We start from the raw sequence: 18041 nt of genomic DNA, 5'->3' as shown, positions 1-18041 counted from the left end.
ATTTTCATCTCTTGTTGGTTTGTGAGGTTTAACTGCTTATATAGTTGTGTCACGAGCAAAAGAGATAGGCCCCCGAAAAGTATTGGGGAACACTGTACCTCAGTAATAGCACTTGCTATCCAAAGACTTTGTGGTTTTGGTACTGATAACAAGTTTCATCACTATTCTTTTGGCTTATCACTTTTTGCAAGGATGACTATAAAAGATACCTACCGAACAGAAGTAGCTTTTTGGATATTTGTAATTGCAGGTTTGGATTCCTTTCTCATCAGACTATTGACTGTTAGTTACCATTGTATCATAGCAGCCATTGTCAATCCGGTAGATAGGTTAAAAAATTAATGAGACTTTACTTTTCAAATATTTACATCCCGATTTCACGATCTTTTTGCTCTCCAAGGCTTTTAGTATGCCCTTGTTGTTGAGTATTCATTTTGTATTCAATAGAAATATAGGTTTCTACTTCCTGGTCGTTGAGGTGGGGGTAGTTTTTATAATAATGCAGCTTGCGTGACATTTCTTCATGCGCTGGCTTACCAGCGATCTGTTGCTGCAAAGTATCTATCTGATGATTATATCTTTTCTGTGTAGTCATAAAATCATCAATTTTGTCAGAATCTCTGTTTTGCTGTTCAGCAAACTTTTGGGTGTTTGGAGCCTGGTCCTTGATATAATTGTCTGCTTCCTGAATTGCTTGCTGTCCCTTATCATTTTGCTCATGAATTTGATTGATTCTTTTTTTGCTAATTTCTGAGGTATCACCTGATTTTAAGGATTTCTCCTGATTTTTATTCAATACTGCATTATCCTCGACATCCTTTGTTTTTTTCGCTACAAATTCTTTGTCAAACTGTTTGTTACCAACATGATTATCCAATCGCGTTTCCAACTTTTGATCATTGTTGATGAAAGCTACTTCTTTTAAAGAAAATTCTACCTTCTTACCCTCTATGGTTCGCTCAATAAAATAGGAGGGAAGGTGCTGTTTTTGATCTGCACTAAGTTCTTTATATTTTTTATCCTCTAATATTTTTTCAAGTTCCGGACTGGCTTTGGTTTTGTTTTCCAGCCGTACATGACTAGGATTATTAATTGTACGGTCTAAAAGTCGTACTTGATAAAGTGTTGTAGCATAAAGGTCAGCATTCCAGTCCTTGAATTGAGATTTTTCTATTCTAGTGTGTGCATTACCAAATTGCAGCTTCTCCTGATATTTTTCATCATACTGATGTCCGGCTTTATCATTATCGTTGGCCAGTACAATCTCTTTGGGTTGTAGTTCATTTACCTTAGATTGAATTACCTCAAGCTGTTTATGTGATGGATTGCCAGCGGTAGCCAGATATACAGCATTATGGTTTTGGGGTGAACTTCCGTGAAGTTGATGGTAACTCATGGCATCAATTGGATGTTCTGTAATCACCAATTGATCCACATTTTTACCTAGCACTCTGGGATGGGATATCCAAACTCCGCTTTTCTCGCCCAATATTCTTTCTTTACCATTTCCTTTCATAGACAAACCTGTTGGCTTACCATGTTCATTTTCCAAAGGGAATACAATCCATTTGTCTTCAGAAACCTCGTTTAATTTTACTTTACCTTTGAATGCAGGGTGATGAAGAGTAGCAGAAGAGAGCAGCCGCTTCTCCAGGTATTCATCATCCAATCCAGATGGATATTCTTTCGCAATTTTTTCCACCATATACTGCCGGCGTTCTTCTGTGTTCTTTTCCTCATGGACAGGTACAGTTTGTTGTTGTTTCACTGAGGGTACATAACCTTGTTGAAAATCCCTGAGTGTAAGTCTTGCTTCATTCAATGATTTTTGTTCACGGCTCATCACAAAGTCTATCACAGTTCCTTTGTCATCATTGTCAAACTGGTTCACGTAGTAATTGGGTACACCATACTTGCTGTTTCTGGGAATGTATATTTTATCGCCGTTTTCCTGATGAGAATAAGCTCTGTAGCGAGCTGTATCCCTGGTTTTATCCAATGTATAACCTGAGGTTTCCAGATAGTCGCGAATGTCAATATTCTCCTTGTAATAGTTTAGTTCATCGCGAAATGATGAGTATTCCATAGAAGTTACATTTTATAGAGTTCATGCTTGAGGTACCACTCGGTTTAGAAAGGGTGATCAGACAACAACTTTTTTTAATGATTTTTTTGACCCCAATAATTTTTTGATACCTTGCAAATAATTTCAATAGTATTTATTGAAATGTGGAACATATATAAGAAAAAAGTAAGGAATTGCCATAACGTAAAGAGAATTTGTTACCGCTGTTCCGACGAAGATCTGGGGAAACAAAAAATCTCAGTTAAGGACAAGCATAGAAAAGCCTATGCGAAAATCTTTCAGGAAAAAGCGCATTCCAATATGAAAGAACGGCTTAAAACTTTTCATCAATTTCAATCACAACTTAAACAGCAACATCATGAAGAAACTTCTGATTAGTATCTCTGAAAAGAAAAAAATCAAATCTTTCTCACGCGCATTACTGGCATTCAGCTTTTTAATGTTAACCCTTTCAACAGCTGCACATGCGCAGGGCATAGTAGCAGGTGCCAATCGTATTTCTCAAACCATAATACAACTGATCAACATTGCTTTTCCAGTGGCTTGCGGATTGGCTCTAATAGCAGTTATATGGTTTGTTTTTACTAAGAATCCTCAGTGGAAGGATTATACCATTGGCCTCTTCATTGGCTTGCTGCTCTGGGGAGCTTATACCACTTATAAGGATGAGATATTTAGCTACTTTGGTGGTACAGACCAATTTTCAGTTCAAGGCATTAATGGAGGTAATTAATTTCAGATATGAATAGCTATAAGAGACTTGATAAACCGACAGGAATCTTTGGAATCTCTTTTGAAGATTGGGGAGTATTCCTATCGGTTTCCATGGTACTTTTCTTTGTAGTCAACCTGCTACGTAACTGGATAGTATTGCCCAAACTGGTGTATCCAATCATACTGCTGGTTACAGTTGTACTTTTCATTATGCTCAGGAGGTCCAATAAACAGAAAGCCCCCATGTATTTACACAGTCGGGTAGCCTGGCTATTGACTCCTAAAAAACTATATATCATTAGACCAAACCTTTTTCAACATGATCAACCTCATCAACCGACCCAAAAGAAGAAGAGATGAACGAGATCTTAGAGAAGCTATTCCTATTTTTAGCTTTGAAAACGATAAAGTAGTATTTCGTGACGGCCATGTGGCAGTGGGATTTTGTATCCATGCTGCCGAAATGGAAACTTGGTCAGCAGCGGATTATGCTTCTTTTAACAATAGTCTGGCCCAGCAACTTTCCTCTTTTCCTGAAGAAGCAGTTCTTCAAAAAACTGATGTTTACTATTTTGAGGAATACCAGGGTGATGCTGATGCAAGAGAGTATTTTGAGCTGAAAACACAACAACATTTTGCGCACAGTATGGCATTGAATCATAAAGGATATCTGTTCATCAGTTTTCCACCTCAGAAAATAAAACGAAATAGCATACATCCATTCAATACCCTCTTGCTGGCATCAAAAAGTATGTTAGGCAATGTTTTTGGGCAAATTGAGGAAGCTTTAGAGAGCGTGGAATTACAAGCTATTGAATTTATAAATGGTCTACAGGGGGTTCATGGTGTATCATTCAGCAGGATGAGAGAGAAAGAGCTTAAAATCATGTATTCCCAGTATTACACGCTAAATTTTGAAGAGGATAACCACCAAAATTTAGCATGTGCAGTATCTGCAGACCTGGATGGCATACAAGTAGGAGAGAAGAGATTAAATCTGATCTCTATGCGGAGCAGGGGAAATTTTATAGAAGATGCTGTAATGAACGTGCATGGGGTTACCGCACCATATACTTACCTCCTGGGTAACTACATGCAGATACCCCATATTACAACCACTACAATAAAAATAGAAAACACAGAAAAGGAATTAAGCAGACTGGACCAGAACAGATTCTGGAATTCTACCATGGATTGGATGGGAACACAAGACAATGATTTGGCAGGAGGCAATATTGAAGAGTTCACTGCTATGATACGCAATAGCAGTCACAGGTTGGCTTCTGTTTCTGTCAATGTGATGGTATATGACTCAAACTCGGCGATACGTCAGAATTACCTGGAACAGGCTAAGCGGGATATGAGAAGCATTGCCAATTCTGAATGTATTGTAGAAAGCTCTGATACGCTAGCCCTTTATTTTGCTAACACACCGGGTAATGCCTATAATAATTATCGGTGGATGCTGATGAGCGATGAAATGGCCAGCAAATATTTTAATTTTATAGGCAACACCCGCAGTGCGACACAAGGAGATATGCTATGTGACCGTTTTAGAAATCCCGTACGTGTAAATTTCTTTAATACCAGCCTTACCAACCAAAATGCCATTATTGTAGGAGAGACTGGTGGGGGTAAATCCTTTACCAATGGATATTTTATGATTCAGCGCAAGGAACGTGGAGCCCGGCAGGTGATCATAGACGTAGGAGGCACTTACCGAAATACTTTGTTGATGCTTAATGGGGAACAGTTTGAAGATACGTACTTTGAGTATGATCCTCAAAAGCCCATGGCTTTCGCTCCATTTCAGGTGACCCAGGATGAGCATGGAAAGTACATCTATGGTGATGATAAACTGGATTTCCTATTAAGCTTGCTGAGTACGATGTGGAAAGGAGTAGATGCTGTCAATTCTATCAAAAATATTGAGAAGAGTATCTTACTGGAAATTCTGATCAGCTACTATGCGCATATCAGCGAACATAAGCTTCCTGCAAAGTTCAGTACATTTTACGAGTTCTGTCAGGAACTTCGCAAAACCGCTGCTCACAACGAAGATCTTCAGGCAGACTTTCAGTACTTTGACATTGTAGAGTTTCTTCGTGTGTTACGGCCGTTTTACAATGGACCTATGAAAGAGCTGCTCAATGGAGAAAAGCAGAGAGATTTAAGCGAATATCCACTGATTTGCTTTGACCTAGCTCGTATTCAGGAGAAAGAAATGATTTATCCCATTGTTACCCAACTTATCATCCAGTTGGTTCTTGATCAGTTAGACAGATTTCCAGATGATGAGAAGTTTATCTACATAGATGAAGCATGGTCTATGCTGGAAGGCACCTTAGGAGATTTTATGCAGGCGATGTTTCGTACCATCCGTAAATTGAATGGCTCTATTTGGATCATCACCCAGAATATCAACGACATAACAAGTAGTATTCATCATAAGGCTATTCTGGCTAATGCTGCAACCAAAGTAATCTTGCGACATACAGACGCCAAGCTAGCTGAGGAAGCTGCCTCAGCACTAGGTTTTACTAATCATGCAAGGGAGTTGTTGTTTTCTCTTAGGGATGGTGGAGAATTTAGAGACATTCTGGTCAAGACTGGGGAAGACGTTAGGGTATACGCTCTGGAAGCGCCTCCGCAACATGCAGCAGTGCTTTCTTCCAAGCCTAAAGAAAGAAATGAGTTTAGAAGGCTAATGAAAAAATATGGTAGCCAGGCATTGGCTTTAGAGGAATTTGTAGCACAGAAAATATCGGTGGCTTAATGGATGTTTTTGCAGATTGGCAATTAGGTGATATGGTGGCCAGACTAATGGCTCTATCCAATAAGGCTGCACTCAGTTTTGCCTCGGTACTTCTGGCATTGCGTATCTTTGTGGAGATTTTCAAGAGTTATACGTCCTATAGGTTTAGGTTCACAATACCTCAATTTGTCCCCATTTTTTTAATAATCATTGGGCTACTTACCTATAGAGAGATCATTCCCATGATAGGTGATGCTTTTCTTGGTTTGGCAGAATATATCAGAGGAGAAGCTGAACTTTCATTCAGGCTTACCAATATCTGGAAAGCACTAAAAGAAAAACTAGGGGTTGAAGGAGAAGAGCAAAGTATGTGGGAGCTCGTCCAAAACTGGGCAGGCTACATTTCTGATCAAGCTAATCCATTTGACTGGATTCAAAACTGGTGGGGACTTGCTACAGCTCTAAGCTGGCAGGCTTTGAGTGTGTTTATTCGTGCCGGCATGATTGTGTTCAAAAATTTTGTGTATGCATACATGCTCATTGTGGGACCAATTCCACTGGTACTGAGTTTGATTCCCGGCTTTCAGGGCATGGCCGCACATTGGATAAAAAACTTCATAGTTGTATGCTACTGGAATGTGACACTTGCTTTACTGGATGCGATAATGCAGGCCCTAAATGTCCAAATTCTGGCTGATATCGCTTTTGGTGGTGACGAAGAAATGACCATCGGCTTACTAACAGCTCTCTCTGCTATAATGTACTTTTTTGTGCCTTATCTATCTTCCTTGGCCATAGGCCAAACAGTTGTAGCCATGTCCGGCTCCAAAATGGTTATGGCGCCTCTGGCCACAGCGGTAGGGGTAGGACGTTTAGCAGCATCAGGAGGTGCTTCAAAAGCCATAAGTGCTACTGGGGCAGCAAACAGGTCAGCTCACAAACCTATTGCTCCCAGTGGGGGAGGAGGGAACCGCAGTCATTCGGGATTAGTAATGATGGGAACACAACGAAATCCTGATGTCAATAAAAATTATACTGTCAGTCCAGTCCGTACAAGAAATGTAGTATCTGGTAGCAACAGTACTCCTGGCAGAGTCTTTTACGGTTCAAGCCATACTAAGCAGGTTTCGCATAACCCTATGCTGGATGGCAAGCAAGCTGACAGAATTCAGTCACCGTCAGTGAACGAAAAGCTAAAGGCACCACGGACTTTACCACCCAGCGAAAGAAAGCCTAAATACTTGATAGGACCAAAAACAAAAAAATAGAAATGGAAAAAATTAAAGATTACAACCGGGCATTTAGGACCATGAAAGCTGTAACCCTTGTTTCAATCCTGGGGTTTATCTCGGCGACAGTCATTTATTATTTCCAGTACAAACAACTGGTGGATACCAAAAATGACCAGGTGTATGTGGTGACTGATAACGGCACACTATCAGCTTACCTTACTGAGGAAAGAGATGTAACCCCATTTGAATCTAAATACCTCTCTGAAATATTCATCAAAAGTATGTTTGCCCATGATGCCGAAACATACGACCGACATTTAGATGATGCCCTGCACCTTGTGGATGAACCCAGTGGATTGATGGTGGTAGAGCAATTTGACAAGGGAAAGGTTAAAGACAATTATATCCGTTGGGGCTCAAGAACTGAAGTTTTTATAGATTCAGTGAAAATTTTGAGTAACGGACTACCAGCTCAGGCCAGAGCATACTTTAAGCAACGTCATTACATTGGCTCTGAACTGAAAACAGAACTCGCCATTGCATTAAAATATAATATCGTTAAAACGTACCGTAATGAACAGAATCCTTTTGGCTTACAAATCGCTGACCTGGATTTTGTACCCTACAATCAGTATAAATCCGAAAATGAATAGGTGGTAAAACGAGCCATGAGCAACTTTCTCACACAGAGTCATGATTACCCAGGATCGTTCCATGTGACCGCTGAAAATAAATTATAAACACATGAAAAGAATTTATTACTACACTCTGTTTCTTTTATTCAATACTTTTTTAGCAAATGCCAGCGATACTATTTACGTCAACAACCAGCAAAACACCTATTTGGTATTTGATGAAAACGTAAGCTTGCTGGATCTTGGAGGCCAAAGAGAATTCGCCGATCATTTACCCGAAGAGAATGTGGTTTTGGTCAAAGATTTTGGAGCCAAAGCAGAAAAGAACACAGTGTACATCAAAGCACGATCACCTGAAGCTGCCGAAACAACTATCTTTATTTCAGCAGGTTCAAAAGTTTTTGCTGGTATAGTGTGCTTTAAATCCAGGCATGAGAAAATTTTGTATGATTTCAGAGACAAAACCCTGAACAAAGCGGCTTCCTATAATCGGGAAAATTATGTACCGGAAGTGGATATCAGCCAAATAGAAGATCGTCTGTATTCTTTGGATGATGACAAGCGGAAAGTTTTTGATATTGGTGTTTCCAATAACAAGGTGAGTTGGTCACTAATGAATCTTAAAGTGGACAATTCCGCCATTTATCTAAAACTACGTCTGGAGAACAATTCTGCCCTTGTTTATCGAATGGAAAGCCTCAGCGTGGAAAACGCTGAATTTTATCGGAAGCGACTGTTGAGCCGAAAGAAAGTCAATAAGGTAACGGTAGTACCTCTGATAGAAGGAAATATTGCTGATGTTAAGCCTTACGGCTGGCACGATTACTATATCGCTATTCCTGTGTATGCGGTAGGAGATCAAGGAGCAGTGATGGTGACTATACGTGAAACATCAGGAATCCGCTCCTTGCAACTGGAAATTCCACCTCGTTTAATGAATACTGCTGACCTGTTTTAAGATGGAACGCATTGAAAATCCGGAGAAATACCAGGCAAAAGAACCTTTCAAAATAAGGGCAAAGAAACTTTTGCTCAGATATATCCTTTGGTTGCCCATAGTCTGTTTGTTTATTGGCCTGATTGCACTGCTTTTGCTTTATCAGCATCAGATACAAAACAAGATAAAACTGGGTGTTAATTACGGAGAAACAGTAACCCGCGAAGATTACAAAGGTCAAAAGTCCAAAAGCAGGCTGAAGCAATTCCAGGATAAGATTTTTGAAAAAGACCAGGTAAAACGAATGGGAAGATATGAGCATATTGTCAGTGGAAAGGATGTGGTGTCGGTAGATTTTGGGCAAGCTACATATTCAGATGAAGAGAAACAGCCTGCAAAAGAGCCCCGGAAAAAGGATAACATACAAAATTCAAAGTCTAGAAAATCTACTTATGAAAAACCGGTAAGAAGAAAAAAAGTTATTGCTACAAAAAAAGTAGCACATAAATCAGACACTGTACAAACTGATTCAATACCAGAAGTAAAACAGAATCCTTTTGCTTCCATCAGCTTGGCTGGTCATGCTGAACTAAAATATACTTTAGCCTATATCTATGGCGATCAGGAGGTAGAGCCAGGTTCATTTATCAAGCTTCGTTTGGGAGAACCCTTACAACTACAGGAATTTGCTATTCCTGAAGGAACTGTATTTACCGGAAAAATCAGCATGAGTTCAAATGCCATAAAAGTTAAAATCGATCGTATTAAACGTCATGATGTAAACTATGAGGTATATGACACGGATTATTCTCATGGTATTATCCTTGATAAATCTAAAAATCAGGACATGGAACAGGCTTCCAATAATACTGTATATCGTTCCGCCGGACGCTCTGTTATGGCCCTGCCTTATGAAATTTTACAGGATGTCACTCAATCCATCATCCGCAACAAACGCAAGAGGCAGAGAACGGTCAAACTCAATGATGGTTATAAAGTCTATTTAGCCAAAGGATAAATATTTGTCAGATATGAACAAACTGTTTTTAAGATACTCCTATCTCATTTACTTCTGTATTATGCTTGCCTGCCAGGGTGAAGAAGCCCCAAAACCAGATACAAGAGACCAACTAGATAGTCCAGAGGAGAGAAAAGCCTTTTTTTCGGCTCAAAATGAGCGATGGAAGCTTAATCAGCTGACCTTTGCTGAGCCCACTGTCGTTGCTGAGCTTTCTGAAGATCCGTACAACTTAGATTCTGCTCAGATCACAGACCTGTATGCTGAACTGCCCCCTTGCCGACTGGATGATGTTTACTCATTTGGATTTGAATATGGCAATGTCCCAATTGAATTTTTGGGACAAGAGGGACGCTGTGATCCTCAAGAACCCTCACATATAGAAAAAGGGATTTACCTGGAGTTTAATGATTCACTTACAGTGGCACAGGCTGATTTCCGAAATAATCAGGCATTACAGCAGTTTTTGGGTTTCAAAGTTAACCTATCAGGATCTGGATATTTAGGATATTCCATGGAGTGGAAGGTTAAAAGCTTATCTCCTGATTCCATCAATATTAAAGGTTCTTTTACAAAACGTGAACTTCCTGATTTGTCCATTCAATTTATTCCTGCAAAGTAAATTATTAAGAACATGAAGAAACTCATTTGTACACTATTTTCCCTGGGCTGCTTTACATTGGCTGAAGCTCAGTTGATAGTTGTTGATCCCGGAGATATCGCCGCTACCATTGCCAACGGAGGCATTCTAGCTAAAACAAATAGTGTTATTAAAGATGCCAATGAAATTGCTTCAGACATTAAGAATACAGTACAGAACATACGTGAACTGCAGCAAACCATAGATGATGCTTTATGGGAGGTGAAAGCTTTAATCAAAAGCGATAAACTAGGCATTAGCAACATCCAATTTGAAATGGATGCCACCGCCCAGGTTTCTACTGATCTAAATCATTATGTTAGCAGCATTCTCCCCGGCGATCACCCTATGATACAAGGCTATGGGAATGCCAGCACTTCTTTAGGTTCGGAAGTACTTCATCAGGTTTTTGGCTTTGATTTTGACGAAAAACTTCCTGATGATTTGCCTCCCTTGCAAAACGTAATTGGTAATAAGCTGGCCAACCGGGAAATATTCGCTTATGCTTCTGCCAGAAAAAGTATCCAGATTGCCCTCACCTATAACCAGGTAGCTGAAGTGATGTTAACTAAAGCAGAACAGCTAAATGAATTGCTTCACAAGAGTAGGTCTACCGATGGAGAAAACTCTACACTTAAGATGAATGAAGCGGATAGAATACAGCTTTTGGAAACTACCGCTTCTTATGTTAGAAAGGCTTTGGAGCTACGACTAATGTGCGATCAGCTGATAGAAAAAGAAATAAGCCGTGAAGCACCAGTACAACAAGAGACATTGCATATGTACCAACAGTATACCGCTATGGATAAGTTTTTTGGAGGTGAGTAGAGCAGATGTCAAACTAAAGAGTAGCCATGCATAAACTAATCTTGGTTATCCATTTCCTGATGATTCCTATATGCTTAACAGCTCAGGAAAATCAATCTAATCCATTTAACTGGCTGCCTGAGGATGGAAAAGACACTCTAAACCTAAGTGATTCTCTTTTGGAAGATTTTGACTGGAGTGACTGGCAAGGGAAAGATTGGGAAAAAGCTTTCAAGGATGAATACAAACATTACTATAGCAAAGAAGGTGTGGATGATATGATGAATCAAGCTTACCAATATGCTAATGAACAGGATATCACTATGCCGCAGCATCAGGGAGGTATTACTTTCGATAAGGAAGAAGAAGAATTATTATTCGAATCCGAATCAGACTATTATGACCGTCTAAATGCTTGGACAGAAAATCTGAATGATGAGCTGACACAGACAGGTGTTGATGCAGCCTTGAATATATTGTATACCGAGTTAGAGCCTATGTTGAAAGCCTTGAAGGAAAAGAATTCAGCTTTGTTAGATAAGGTTATACCTCAAGGAAGAGGGATACCAGTTCTGGATCCTCTTGAAAAAAGGGCTAAAAAGAAACAGGAAGGGAAAAAGAATTTCAAATACTGGGTAAAGTTGGCTGCCGAGAATGTCATGCAAACCCTCTTTAAGAAGAATGCTGAGGGTAAATATGAGCTTCAGCGCGAAAAAATAGAGCTGCTAAAGCAGGTAGGCATCATCCGATTTCTCAAAATGTCGGCTATGGATTGGGAGATAATGCAAAGCCTCGCCTTAGAAGTCCCTGATGAAATGCTAAGCTATGCCCATGCTCTTCAGGAGATTTACCAATCTGGAAAAGCCACTTTCCATGCAGGAAAAGACCTTTATCGGCAAATTAATTTGCTGGACACTGAACTTAATATACCAGTACAGTATGATCAATTCCAAACGCTATCTACGAATATGGCTACCAACCGCCTAACCCTTGTTGAAATGGCTAATAAACGAAAGAAAATGCTGGCACTTGCCTATCGTGAGCTTGCCCAACGCTACCGCCGGTATGGGGAGGATCTTAACCAAAAGTTAAAAGACAAAGATAAACTAAGAATGGATGATGCTGAAAGAATCAACACAGCTGAAATTGCCAATGCATATTTCCACGAGAGTTTACAACTACAGTCAAAAGCTGAACGCCTGCTTTCTGATAGCTTCATAAATTCTGTTGCCCTAATGAAAGACAATTATGTAAAGCAAAAAGCACTGTTCAGAAGACTGGAAGATTATTTTTAGTTAATCGTTTAATTACCTAATTATCTAATTAGATATTTTTTTTATGAAAGTCATCCATGTTAAGCTTCTCGGGTACTGCATGATTACCATTTTGCTTATGAGCAATCAATGTGTAGTGATAGTTAAGGACAAGAAAAACCGTAAAGAAGAGATCAACAACACCGCACAAAGCCTGGGCGAACTTGTGCTTTGGAAGAAAATAGAGAAGACCAAAGATGTCATTGACGAAACCTATGATAAAATATACGCTCTTCAGGACAGTATTGACCAGGCAAAATACATGGCACAAAGTGTCATCGGAATGAAGATGGCCTCAATTGAGAATGAATTGATTGAGATTAATAATATCAAGCATGATGTAGATGCATATGTAGCTGAGCCACTTGATCAGGAATATGGTGAAAGGTTGAACAACCTTTATAAGCATCCAGATGTGGCTGAAGCTGCCCGGGAGCTCGCTGATAAAATGTACTTTGCAGCGCCTCTGCCTGGAACATCCAATGTACTGGAACAACGTATCGCAGACAATCGTAACTTTCGGCTTTACTTGCAGGAATTTGTCGGTAAACGTGCTACTCAGGCTGCACATACCTACCGGAAATGGGCTGATCTATACCGGGAGAAAGGAATGGAGCTTTCTCAGAAAGTGCATCAAGATAAAGCTTTTGCCATGAGTGATTACGAGCGTATCCGAAATCAGCGCATTGCACAACGCTACATTACAATGAGTTATGAATTTATTGAAAAAAGTGACAGCATTCTTCTGGCAGAAAGCGAAGCAAAGCACACTATAAAAAGACTTCATAAAAACCGGATAGGTCAATATCTATTTACCAAAAAGTTAATGGAGTAAACCCATGATAAAGACACACGCTATTCTTAGTTTTTTAATTTGTTTAATCAGTTTCACCACAGCACATGCTCAGTTTCATTTCAAGGGATTGAAGGGGATAAGCGTAGAATATGGCGTTCAGCCCAACCTGGATGAGCTATATTCAATAGGTTATCAGACCTTTTTGAGCAAAAGATTCCAGATAGAAATTAGTGGCGGGTATGAGCGGGGTAACTATTCATGTCTTACTACTTATGCAGCCTATCGGGTGACTTCAGAATACGGGATAAATACTTTCATGCTCCACGAAACTATTGATTACAGCTTTTTAAAGTTATTCAGGCATGTATATTTCAGTATTGGGGCTGGACTCACCCAGACGTATCAGGAACCTGATTTATCTTCTATTCGCTATAAGATAGATTCTAGTCTGTTAGATACATCGGAAGAAGTACCGGAATTTGACCAAGAGGAAACAACATTGAACGAAGGTTTCACCCTGGGTGGTCACGCCAATATTTTGACTGAAGTTTACTTATGTCGTTACTTAACCCTCTTAGCCCGTTACCGCTATACCTATTTTCTAAAGAATCATTATGACCAGCAGGTGCAGCAGGCTATGCTAGGAATCCGGTTTAATTTTTAACATGAGCAAAGCTCGATTGTGCAATTTGTGCAATTATTGTGCAATTGAATTTCGCTTAGCGGAGCACATAATAAGATCCCGCCCCTTTGCGCCCAGCCTGCATGATGATCTTGAGCGAAACCAACTCTTTCAGGTCATTACTCGCTGTATTTCGGGAGCAATTGGTCAACTCCTGGTAATCCTTGTTGCTGATGCGGCTGTACTCCTTAAGGTACTGAATGGCCTGGCGCTGCCGGTTATTGATAGGTAGCTTGGCGAGTTGCTCTTCGGTGAGGGTGTTTTTGAAGAAGGTCACCTCTAGTCCACCAAAAGCTTCCCGAAAAGCCGGTTCAGGTAAGCCTGCCCGAAGACAATCCTGAGTGATGGCAATAGTACCCCGTCCCCAGGACTCAATATAACCAGCCTTATAGAAGACATCCGATAGCGACCTGTTGCGGGGCCGGGATGGATGTTTATGTTTCAGATCTTCTATAGTAAGGGTAGCGGGAAGCCCACCCTCATTCCACAATATCATTTTATCATCGTAAACACTGATCTGCAAGGGTGGCCCTGTATAATCACGGTGCACTAATGCATTGATGATGGCCTCACGAAGGGCAGACTCAGGATACTCGGCTTTTTCCTTTCTGACAATACCTTCATAATACACCTTGGGGACCAGGTATTTCAGCTTTAATACCTCCATGCCTTGCTCCACCTGGTTGAAAAGGTTGCCTTTGATATGGTCGTCGGAAAGTAGCTCAGCATCAGAAGCGAACATACCAATCTTCAAATATGCATCCCTGTAGTAGCGTTGGGGTTCTTTTCCAAATAGTAGTATAGCGGCCCGGCTCAGCATACCTCCTTCGGCTAGATTGAGCTTTTGTAAAAAACTGAGTAAGTCTTTATCTGTTTTTAAAGGCTCCTGGCGAATGGAAGGTACACGCTCGGCAGCAAACCTTTGGAATCGCTCTAAGGTGTTGATGTCTAAATCTTTGAGGGTAGCCTGAGGTTCCGGCAGTTCGTCCCAGCCATTACCACTCTTTTCCATCAGAAACTGGCTCAGCACCGGTCCTTTCAGTTCTTGGTTGGTACTACCAATACGCTTGTAATATTTACCGTTCAGTCCGACGGGTAGGGGAGAGGCTTCTATGCGAATGACAATAAAGGCTTGCTCTTCTTCCTGCACTAAATCCAGCCGTGGATAGATGCCCAGCTTCTGGATAATTTTTCCCGGCAGACTTTCCAATAGCTTTTTAGGTTGTTCAAGGTGAGTGATTTTTCCTTGATCATCTTTTCCCAGTTGTATCTCTCCGCCCTCTGAGTTTGCAAAGGCACAGAGGGTTTTGAGGTGTTCGTCCTGCCAGCTTTGTTTATAGTCCAGATGCTGCGATTCAAGGTCTGCCATAGGGGCGATATTCAATTGATACGCTCAAAAGTACGGCAACTTAGGGAGCAAAAAAAATGAGGGGTTTTGTAGATACAAAACAGGAAACTAGAAAAGGCAGATCCACACCTAGTGCGAAAAATTTGTAATTTGCATCGGAAAAGCTGAAATCAAGTAAAATTCATTTTGATTTCGGCAAAAATTGAATTGACCTGAACTACATTGGATGCTGATCAGATAGAGCAGATTTGTACACTGCTGAAAACTTTTTACCTAAAATACCGGCATAGCTATGTTCCTCCCTATGATGAGTATAAAAAGCTCTATCAGCTCACCCAACTTGCCCGCAAACACAGAACTTCTTTGTCCAAAGAAACAATAAAGTGTCTGGAACAGCTTGAGTTTGACTGGAATATCGGGAATCGTGATATCCGCTGGTTTTACAATTACTATCTGTTAAAAGACTTTTACGAAACACACGGACATACTGACCTGCTGTTTCATCATCCGGAAAATCCGCGTCTGGGGGCATGGGTTCACCGGCAGAGAAAGCAAAAACACAAGCTTTCATCCAAACAAGTGCATCTGCTAAACCAGCTACGGTTTAACTGGGCTGCTGGAGACAGGAGTCTGGAAGATCGCTGGGAGAAGATGTTCCAAAAATTAAAAGAATACCTCCGGCAGCATCACCATACCATGGTGCCCAGTACCTATGAAGATAAACCCTTGGCCAAGTGGGTGGTCTACCAGCGCAAAAACCGACACCGTCTGTCTACCGGGCAAAAAGATCGTTTGGAAAGCCTGGGCTTTGTATTTGACATGCAGCAGCAAAAATCTATGTCCTGGGAGTATCGCTACCAGCAACTTCTCTTGTTCAAGAAAGAACATGGGCATACCAACGTTCCCCGGCATTACAAAAACAAGCAGCTTTACGACTGGGTAAGGGCACAAAGAATGACAAAAGATAAACTATCTAAAGATAAGATCAAGAAACTGGAGGGGATAGAATTTGAATTTAGCAACACTAAACAGTCCGAGCGGGATCGGCAGTGGATGGAAAGCTACCGTAAGGTGGAAGAATTCTACAAAAAAAATGGCCATTTGCAGCTACCTGACCGAAAGCTTTACCAGTGGCTCTACAAACAACGGCTCCGCTGGCCCAGTGATGTACATAGACAAAAGTTGTTGAGGAAAATTGGGCTAGGGGAGGGGAGCAGCAATTAAGTAACCTGTGAAATGTAATTGAAGTGATGATCCTTCTATACGTGTACAGCTGATCAAGTCCTTATACTAAACATGCCATTACACTATTTACATTTTTAATGTATCTTCATGCCATGTGCAGGTTATGACAGTAAAGAAGAAATGTCTGTCATACTCCAAATAGCGACCATCAAAAGAAATATTCAGTAAAATTTTAATCAATAAAGGATGAAGCTTTTATATTTTCTCTTTACTCTCTACCTGCTTGCAGCCTGCGGACAAAACAATGAAAATGAGGCTTACTATAGTCTCGATGATTTTGATCAAGTGGAGAAGGTGGATGTGCACGTGCATATCCGCACAGAAAGAGATGCTTTTGTAGAACAAGCACGGAAGGATAATTTTAAATTGCTTACCGTTGTTGTTGATCATTCTGCAGGTATGCAGGATGTGAGAGAACAGTTCAGGTATGGCATGCTCCAGGCCAATGCACATCCGGATGATATTGCCTGCGTTACTGCATTCTCTATGAAAGAATGGGATGACCCCCACTGGACACAACAAACGCTGGCATGGCTGGACAGTTGTTTTGAAGCCGGAGCAATAGGCTTGAAAGTGTGGAAAAATATCGGGATGGTACAAAGGGATAAAGACGGGGCCCTGGTGATGATTGATGACCCGAAACTGGATACCATTTTTAATGTACAGACTCAGCGGAATATTCCTGTGATGGGACATTTGGGAGAGCCAAAAAACTGCTGGCTGCCGGTAGAGCAGATGAGCACTAACAATGACAAAAGATATTTCACCAACAATCCGCAGTACCATATGTACAAGCATCCGGAGATGCCATCCTATGAGGAGCAGATTGCTGCCCGTGACCGGATGCTGGAAAAAAATCCTGAGCTCACTTTCATAGGAGCACATATGGGTAGCCTGGAATGGAGTGTGGATGAATTGTCAAAACGGCTGGACCAGTTTCCTAACATGTCGGTAGATATGGCTGCCCGCATGGGCCAGCTGTTTTACCAAACCCATGAAGACAGAGAGAAAGTAAGAGATTTTTTTATCAAATATCAGGACCGTTTATTATATGCCACTGATATGGGCGATGAGGGTGAGGAAAGCAAAGAAGAACTGCAGCAGAGCATGCACAACACCTGGCTACGCGACTGGCAGTATTTTACCACAGAGGATTCCTTGAGCAGTGATCTGATAGAAGGAAAATTCCAGGGACTTCGCTTACCACGGGAGGTGATTGATAAGATCTATAGCAAGAATGCCCGGACATGGTTTAGCGTATTTCAATAAATCCAAAAGACTATGGAGAAAAAATTAGCCATTTTACAAATCGATTCTGTGTTGGGAGATATCAATGCCAACCTTCAGAAAATATCTTCTATGATAGATTCCATTGAAGATAAAGAAGTCAGGATGGCTATATTCTGTGAATACGGTACAACGGGCTATTCCCTGGATTTGAACGCCGTAGCAGAAGAAATACCTGGCAAAACTACTGCTTTTCTGGAGGAATTAGCTCTCAGAAAAAACATCTGGATCAGCGGGGGAATGATAGAAAAGGGGGATAACAACAAACCCTATAATAGCTCTATCATGATTTCACCGACCCAGGGACTGAGGGCCAAATATCGTAAGGTACATCCTTTTAGCTTTGAGAAAGACCAGATTAACTACGGTGATAGCGAAGTCATTGTTGATACAGAGCTTGGCAAGGTAGCCATGACCATTTGTTATGACTTTATATTTCCGGAGTATATCAGAAGTCTGGCTTTGAAGGGCGCTCAGATTGTACTTAATTCTACTTTTTGGTTCGCTGATGAAATCAGTGGGCCGGCAGGTTGGGAGTCCTGAACA

17 protein-coding genes are annotated in these 18041 nt (G+C 40.8%); 15 read left to right on the top strand and 2 right to left on the bottom strand.

Features of this window, described 5'->3' with window-relative positions; all coding sequences use genetic code 11:
- Nucleotides 1-364: 364 nt before the first annotated feature.
- On the bottom strand, nucleotides 365-2086 hold the full coding sequence (locus OKW21_RS31865) for a toprim domain-containing protein (RefSeq protein WP_277488054.1): 1722 nt from the start codon (nucleotides 2084-2086) through the stop codon (nucleotides 365-367).
- A gap of 358 nt (nucleotides 2087-2444) precedes the next feature.
- Between OKW21_RS31865 and OKW21_RS31860 the strand changes: the two genes are divergently transcribed.
- The 12 genes from OKW21_RS31860 (at nucleotide 2445) to OKW21_RS31805 (ending at nucleotide 13597) form a co-directional block, all read left to right on the top strand.
- Complete coding sequence (locus OKW21_RS31860) at nucleotides 2445-2819, top strand: hypothetical protein (RefSeq protein ID WP_277488052.1); 375 nt, start codon at nucleotides 2445-2447, stop codon at nucleotides 2817-2819.
- Between the two features lie 8 nt (nucleotides 2820-2827).
- On the top strand, nucleotides 2828-3160 hold the full coding sequence (locus tag OKW21_RS31855; RefSeq protein ID WP_277488051.1) for a hypothetical protein: 333 nt from the start codon (nucleotides 2828-2830) through the stop codon (nucleotides 3158-3160).
- The gene (locus OKW21_RS31850) at nucleotides 3120-5576 is read left to right on the top strand and encodes a VirB4 family type IV secretion system protein (RefSeq protein WP_277488049.1); all 2457 of its coding nucleotides are present in this window, start codon (nucleotides 3120-3122) and stop codon (nucleotides 5574-5576) included. Before OKW21_RS31855 ends, OKW21_RS31850 begins: the two co-directional genes overlap by 41 nt.
- Nucleotides 5576-6823, top strand: coding sequence for a hypothetical protein (locus OKW21_RS31845; RefSeq protein WP_277488047.1), 1248 nt, complete (start codon nucleotides 5576-5578; stop codon nucleotides 6821-6823). The genes OKW21_RS31850 and OKW21_RS31845 overlap by 1 nt, the downstream gene beginning before the upstream one ends.
- A 2-nt stretch (nucleotides 6824-6825) precedes the next feature.
- A complete protein-coding gene (locus OKW21_RS31840) occupies nucleotides 6826-7440 on the top strand; it encodes a hypothetical protein (RefSeq protein WP_277488045.1) in 615 nt (204 codons plus the stop codon).
- 91 nt (nucleotides 7441-7531) lie between these two features.
- Nucleotides 7532-8380 carry a DUF4138 domain-containing protein gene (locus OKW21_RS31835; protein WP_277488043.1) on the top strand — a complete coding sequence of 283 codons (849 nt, stop codon included), beginning with the start codon at nucleotides 7532-7534 and terminating at the stop codon, nucleotides 8378-8380.
- Nucleotide 8381: 1 nt separating this feature from the next.
- Entirely contained in the window at nucleotides 8382-9377 is a 996-nt protein-coding gene (gene traM / locus OKW21_RS31830; protein ID WP_277488041.1) for a conjugative transposon protein TraM, read from the top strand.
- Between the two features lie 13 nt (nucleotides 9378-9390).
- A complete protein-coding gene (locus OKW21_RS31825) occupies nucleotides 9391-9999 on the top strand; it encodes a hypothetical protein (protein ID WP_277488040.1) in 609 nt (202 codons plus the stop codon).
- Nucleotides 10000-10011: 12 nt separating this feature from the next.
- A complete protein-coding gene (locus tag OKW21_RS31820; protein ID WP_277488038.1) occupies nucleotides 10012-10845 on the top strand; it encodes a hypothetical protein in 834 nt (277 codons plus the stop codon).
- Between the two features lie 26 nt (nucleotides 10846-10871).
- Nucleotides 10872-12119 carry a hypothetical protein gene (locus OKW21_RS31815; protein WP_277488036.1) on the top strand — a complete coding sequence of 416 codons (1248 nt, stop codon included), beginning with the start codon at nucleotides 10872-10874 and terminating at the stop codon, nucleotides 12117-12119.
- A 97-nt stretch (nucleotides 12120-12216) separates the two neighbouring features.
- Complete coding sequence (locus OKW21_RS31810; protein ID WP_277488035.1) at nucleotides 12217-12972, top strand: hypothetical protein; 756 nt, start codon at nucleotides 12217-12219, stop codon at nucleotides 12970-12972.
- 4 nt (nucleotides 12973-12976) lie between these two features.
- Nucleotides 12977-13597: a hypothetical protein gene (locus OKW21_RS31805; protein ID WP_277488033.1), complete on the top strand. Its 621-nt coding sequence runs from the start codon at nucleotides 12977-12979 to the stop codon at nucleotides 13595-13597.
- Nucleotides 13598-13652: 55 nt separating this feature from the next.
- Here the strand turns inward: OKW21_RS31805 and OKW21_RS31800 are convergent, their stop codons facing one another.
- The gene (locus tag OKW21_RS31800) at nucleotides 13653-14984 is read right to left on the bottom strand and encodes an ATP-binding protein (RefSeq protein ID WP_277488031.1); all 1332 of its coding nucleotides are present in this window, start codon (nucleotides 14982-14984) and stop codon (nucleotides 13653-13655) included.
- A 201-nt stretch (nucleotides 14985-15185) separates the two neighbouring features.
- Here OKW21_RS31800 and OKW21_RS31795 point away from each other — a divergent pair, with 201 nt between their 5' ends.
- From OKW21_RS31795 to OKW21_RS31785, 3 genes are all read left to right on the top strand, one after another.
- The gene (locus tag OKW21_RS31795) at nucleotides 15186-16187 is read left to right on the top strand and encodes a helicase associated domain-containing protein (RefSeq protein ID WP_277488029.1); all 1002 of its coding nucleotides are present in this window, start codon (nucleotides 15186-15188) and stop codon (nucleotides 16185-16187) included.
- Nucleotides 16188-16394: 207 nt separating this feature from the next.
- A complete protein-coding gene (locus OKW21_RS31790) occupies nucleotides 16395-17477 on the top strand; it encodes an amidohydrolase family protein (protein ID WP_277488027.1) in 1083 nt (360 codons plus the stop codon).
- 12 nt (nucleotides 17478-17489) lie between these two features.
- A complete protein-coding gene (locus tag OKW21_RS31785; protein WP_277488023.1) occupies nucleotides 17490-18038 on the top strand; it encodes a carbon-nitrogen hydrolase family protein in 549 nt (182 codons plus the stop codon).
- The last annotated feature ends 3 nt before the right edge of the window (nucleotides 18039-18041 follow it).

The sequence above is a fragment of the Catalinimonas alkaloidigena genome, assembly GCF_029504655.1.
GTDB classification, from domain to species: Bacteria; Bacteroidota; Bacteroidia; order Cytophagales; family Cyclobacteriaceae; genus Catalinimonas; species Catalinimonas alkaloidigena.
This window is presented reverse-complemented; position numbering and strand designations above follow the sequence as displayed.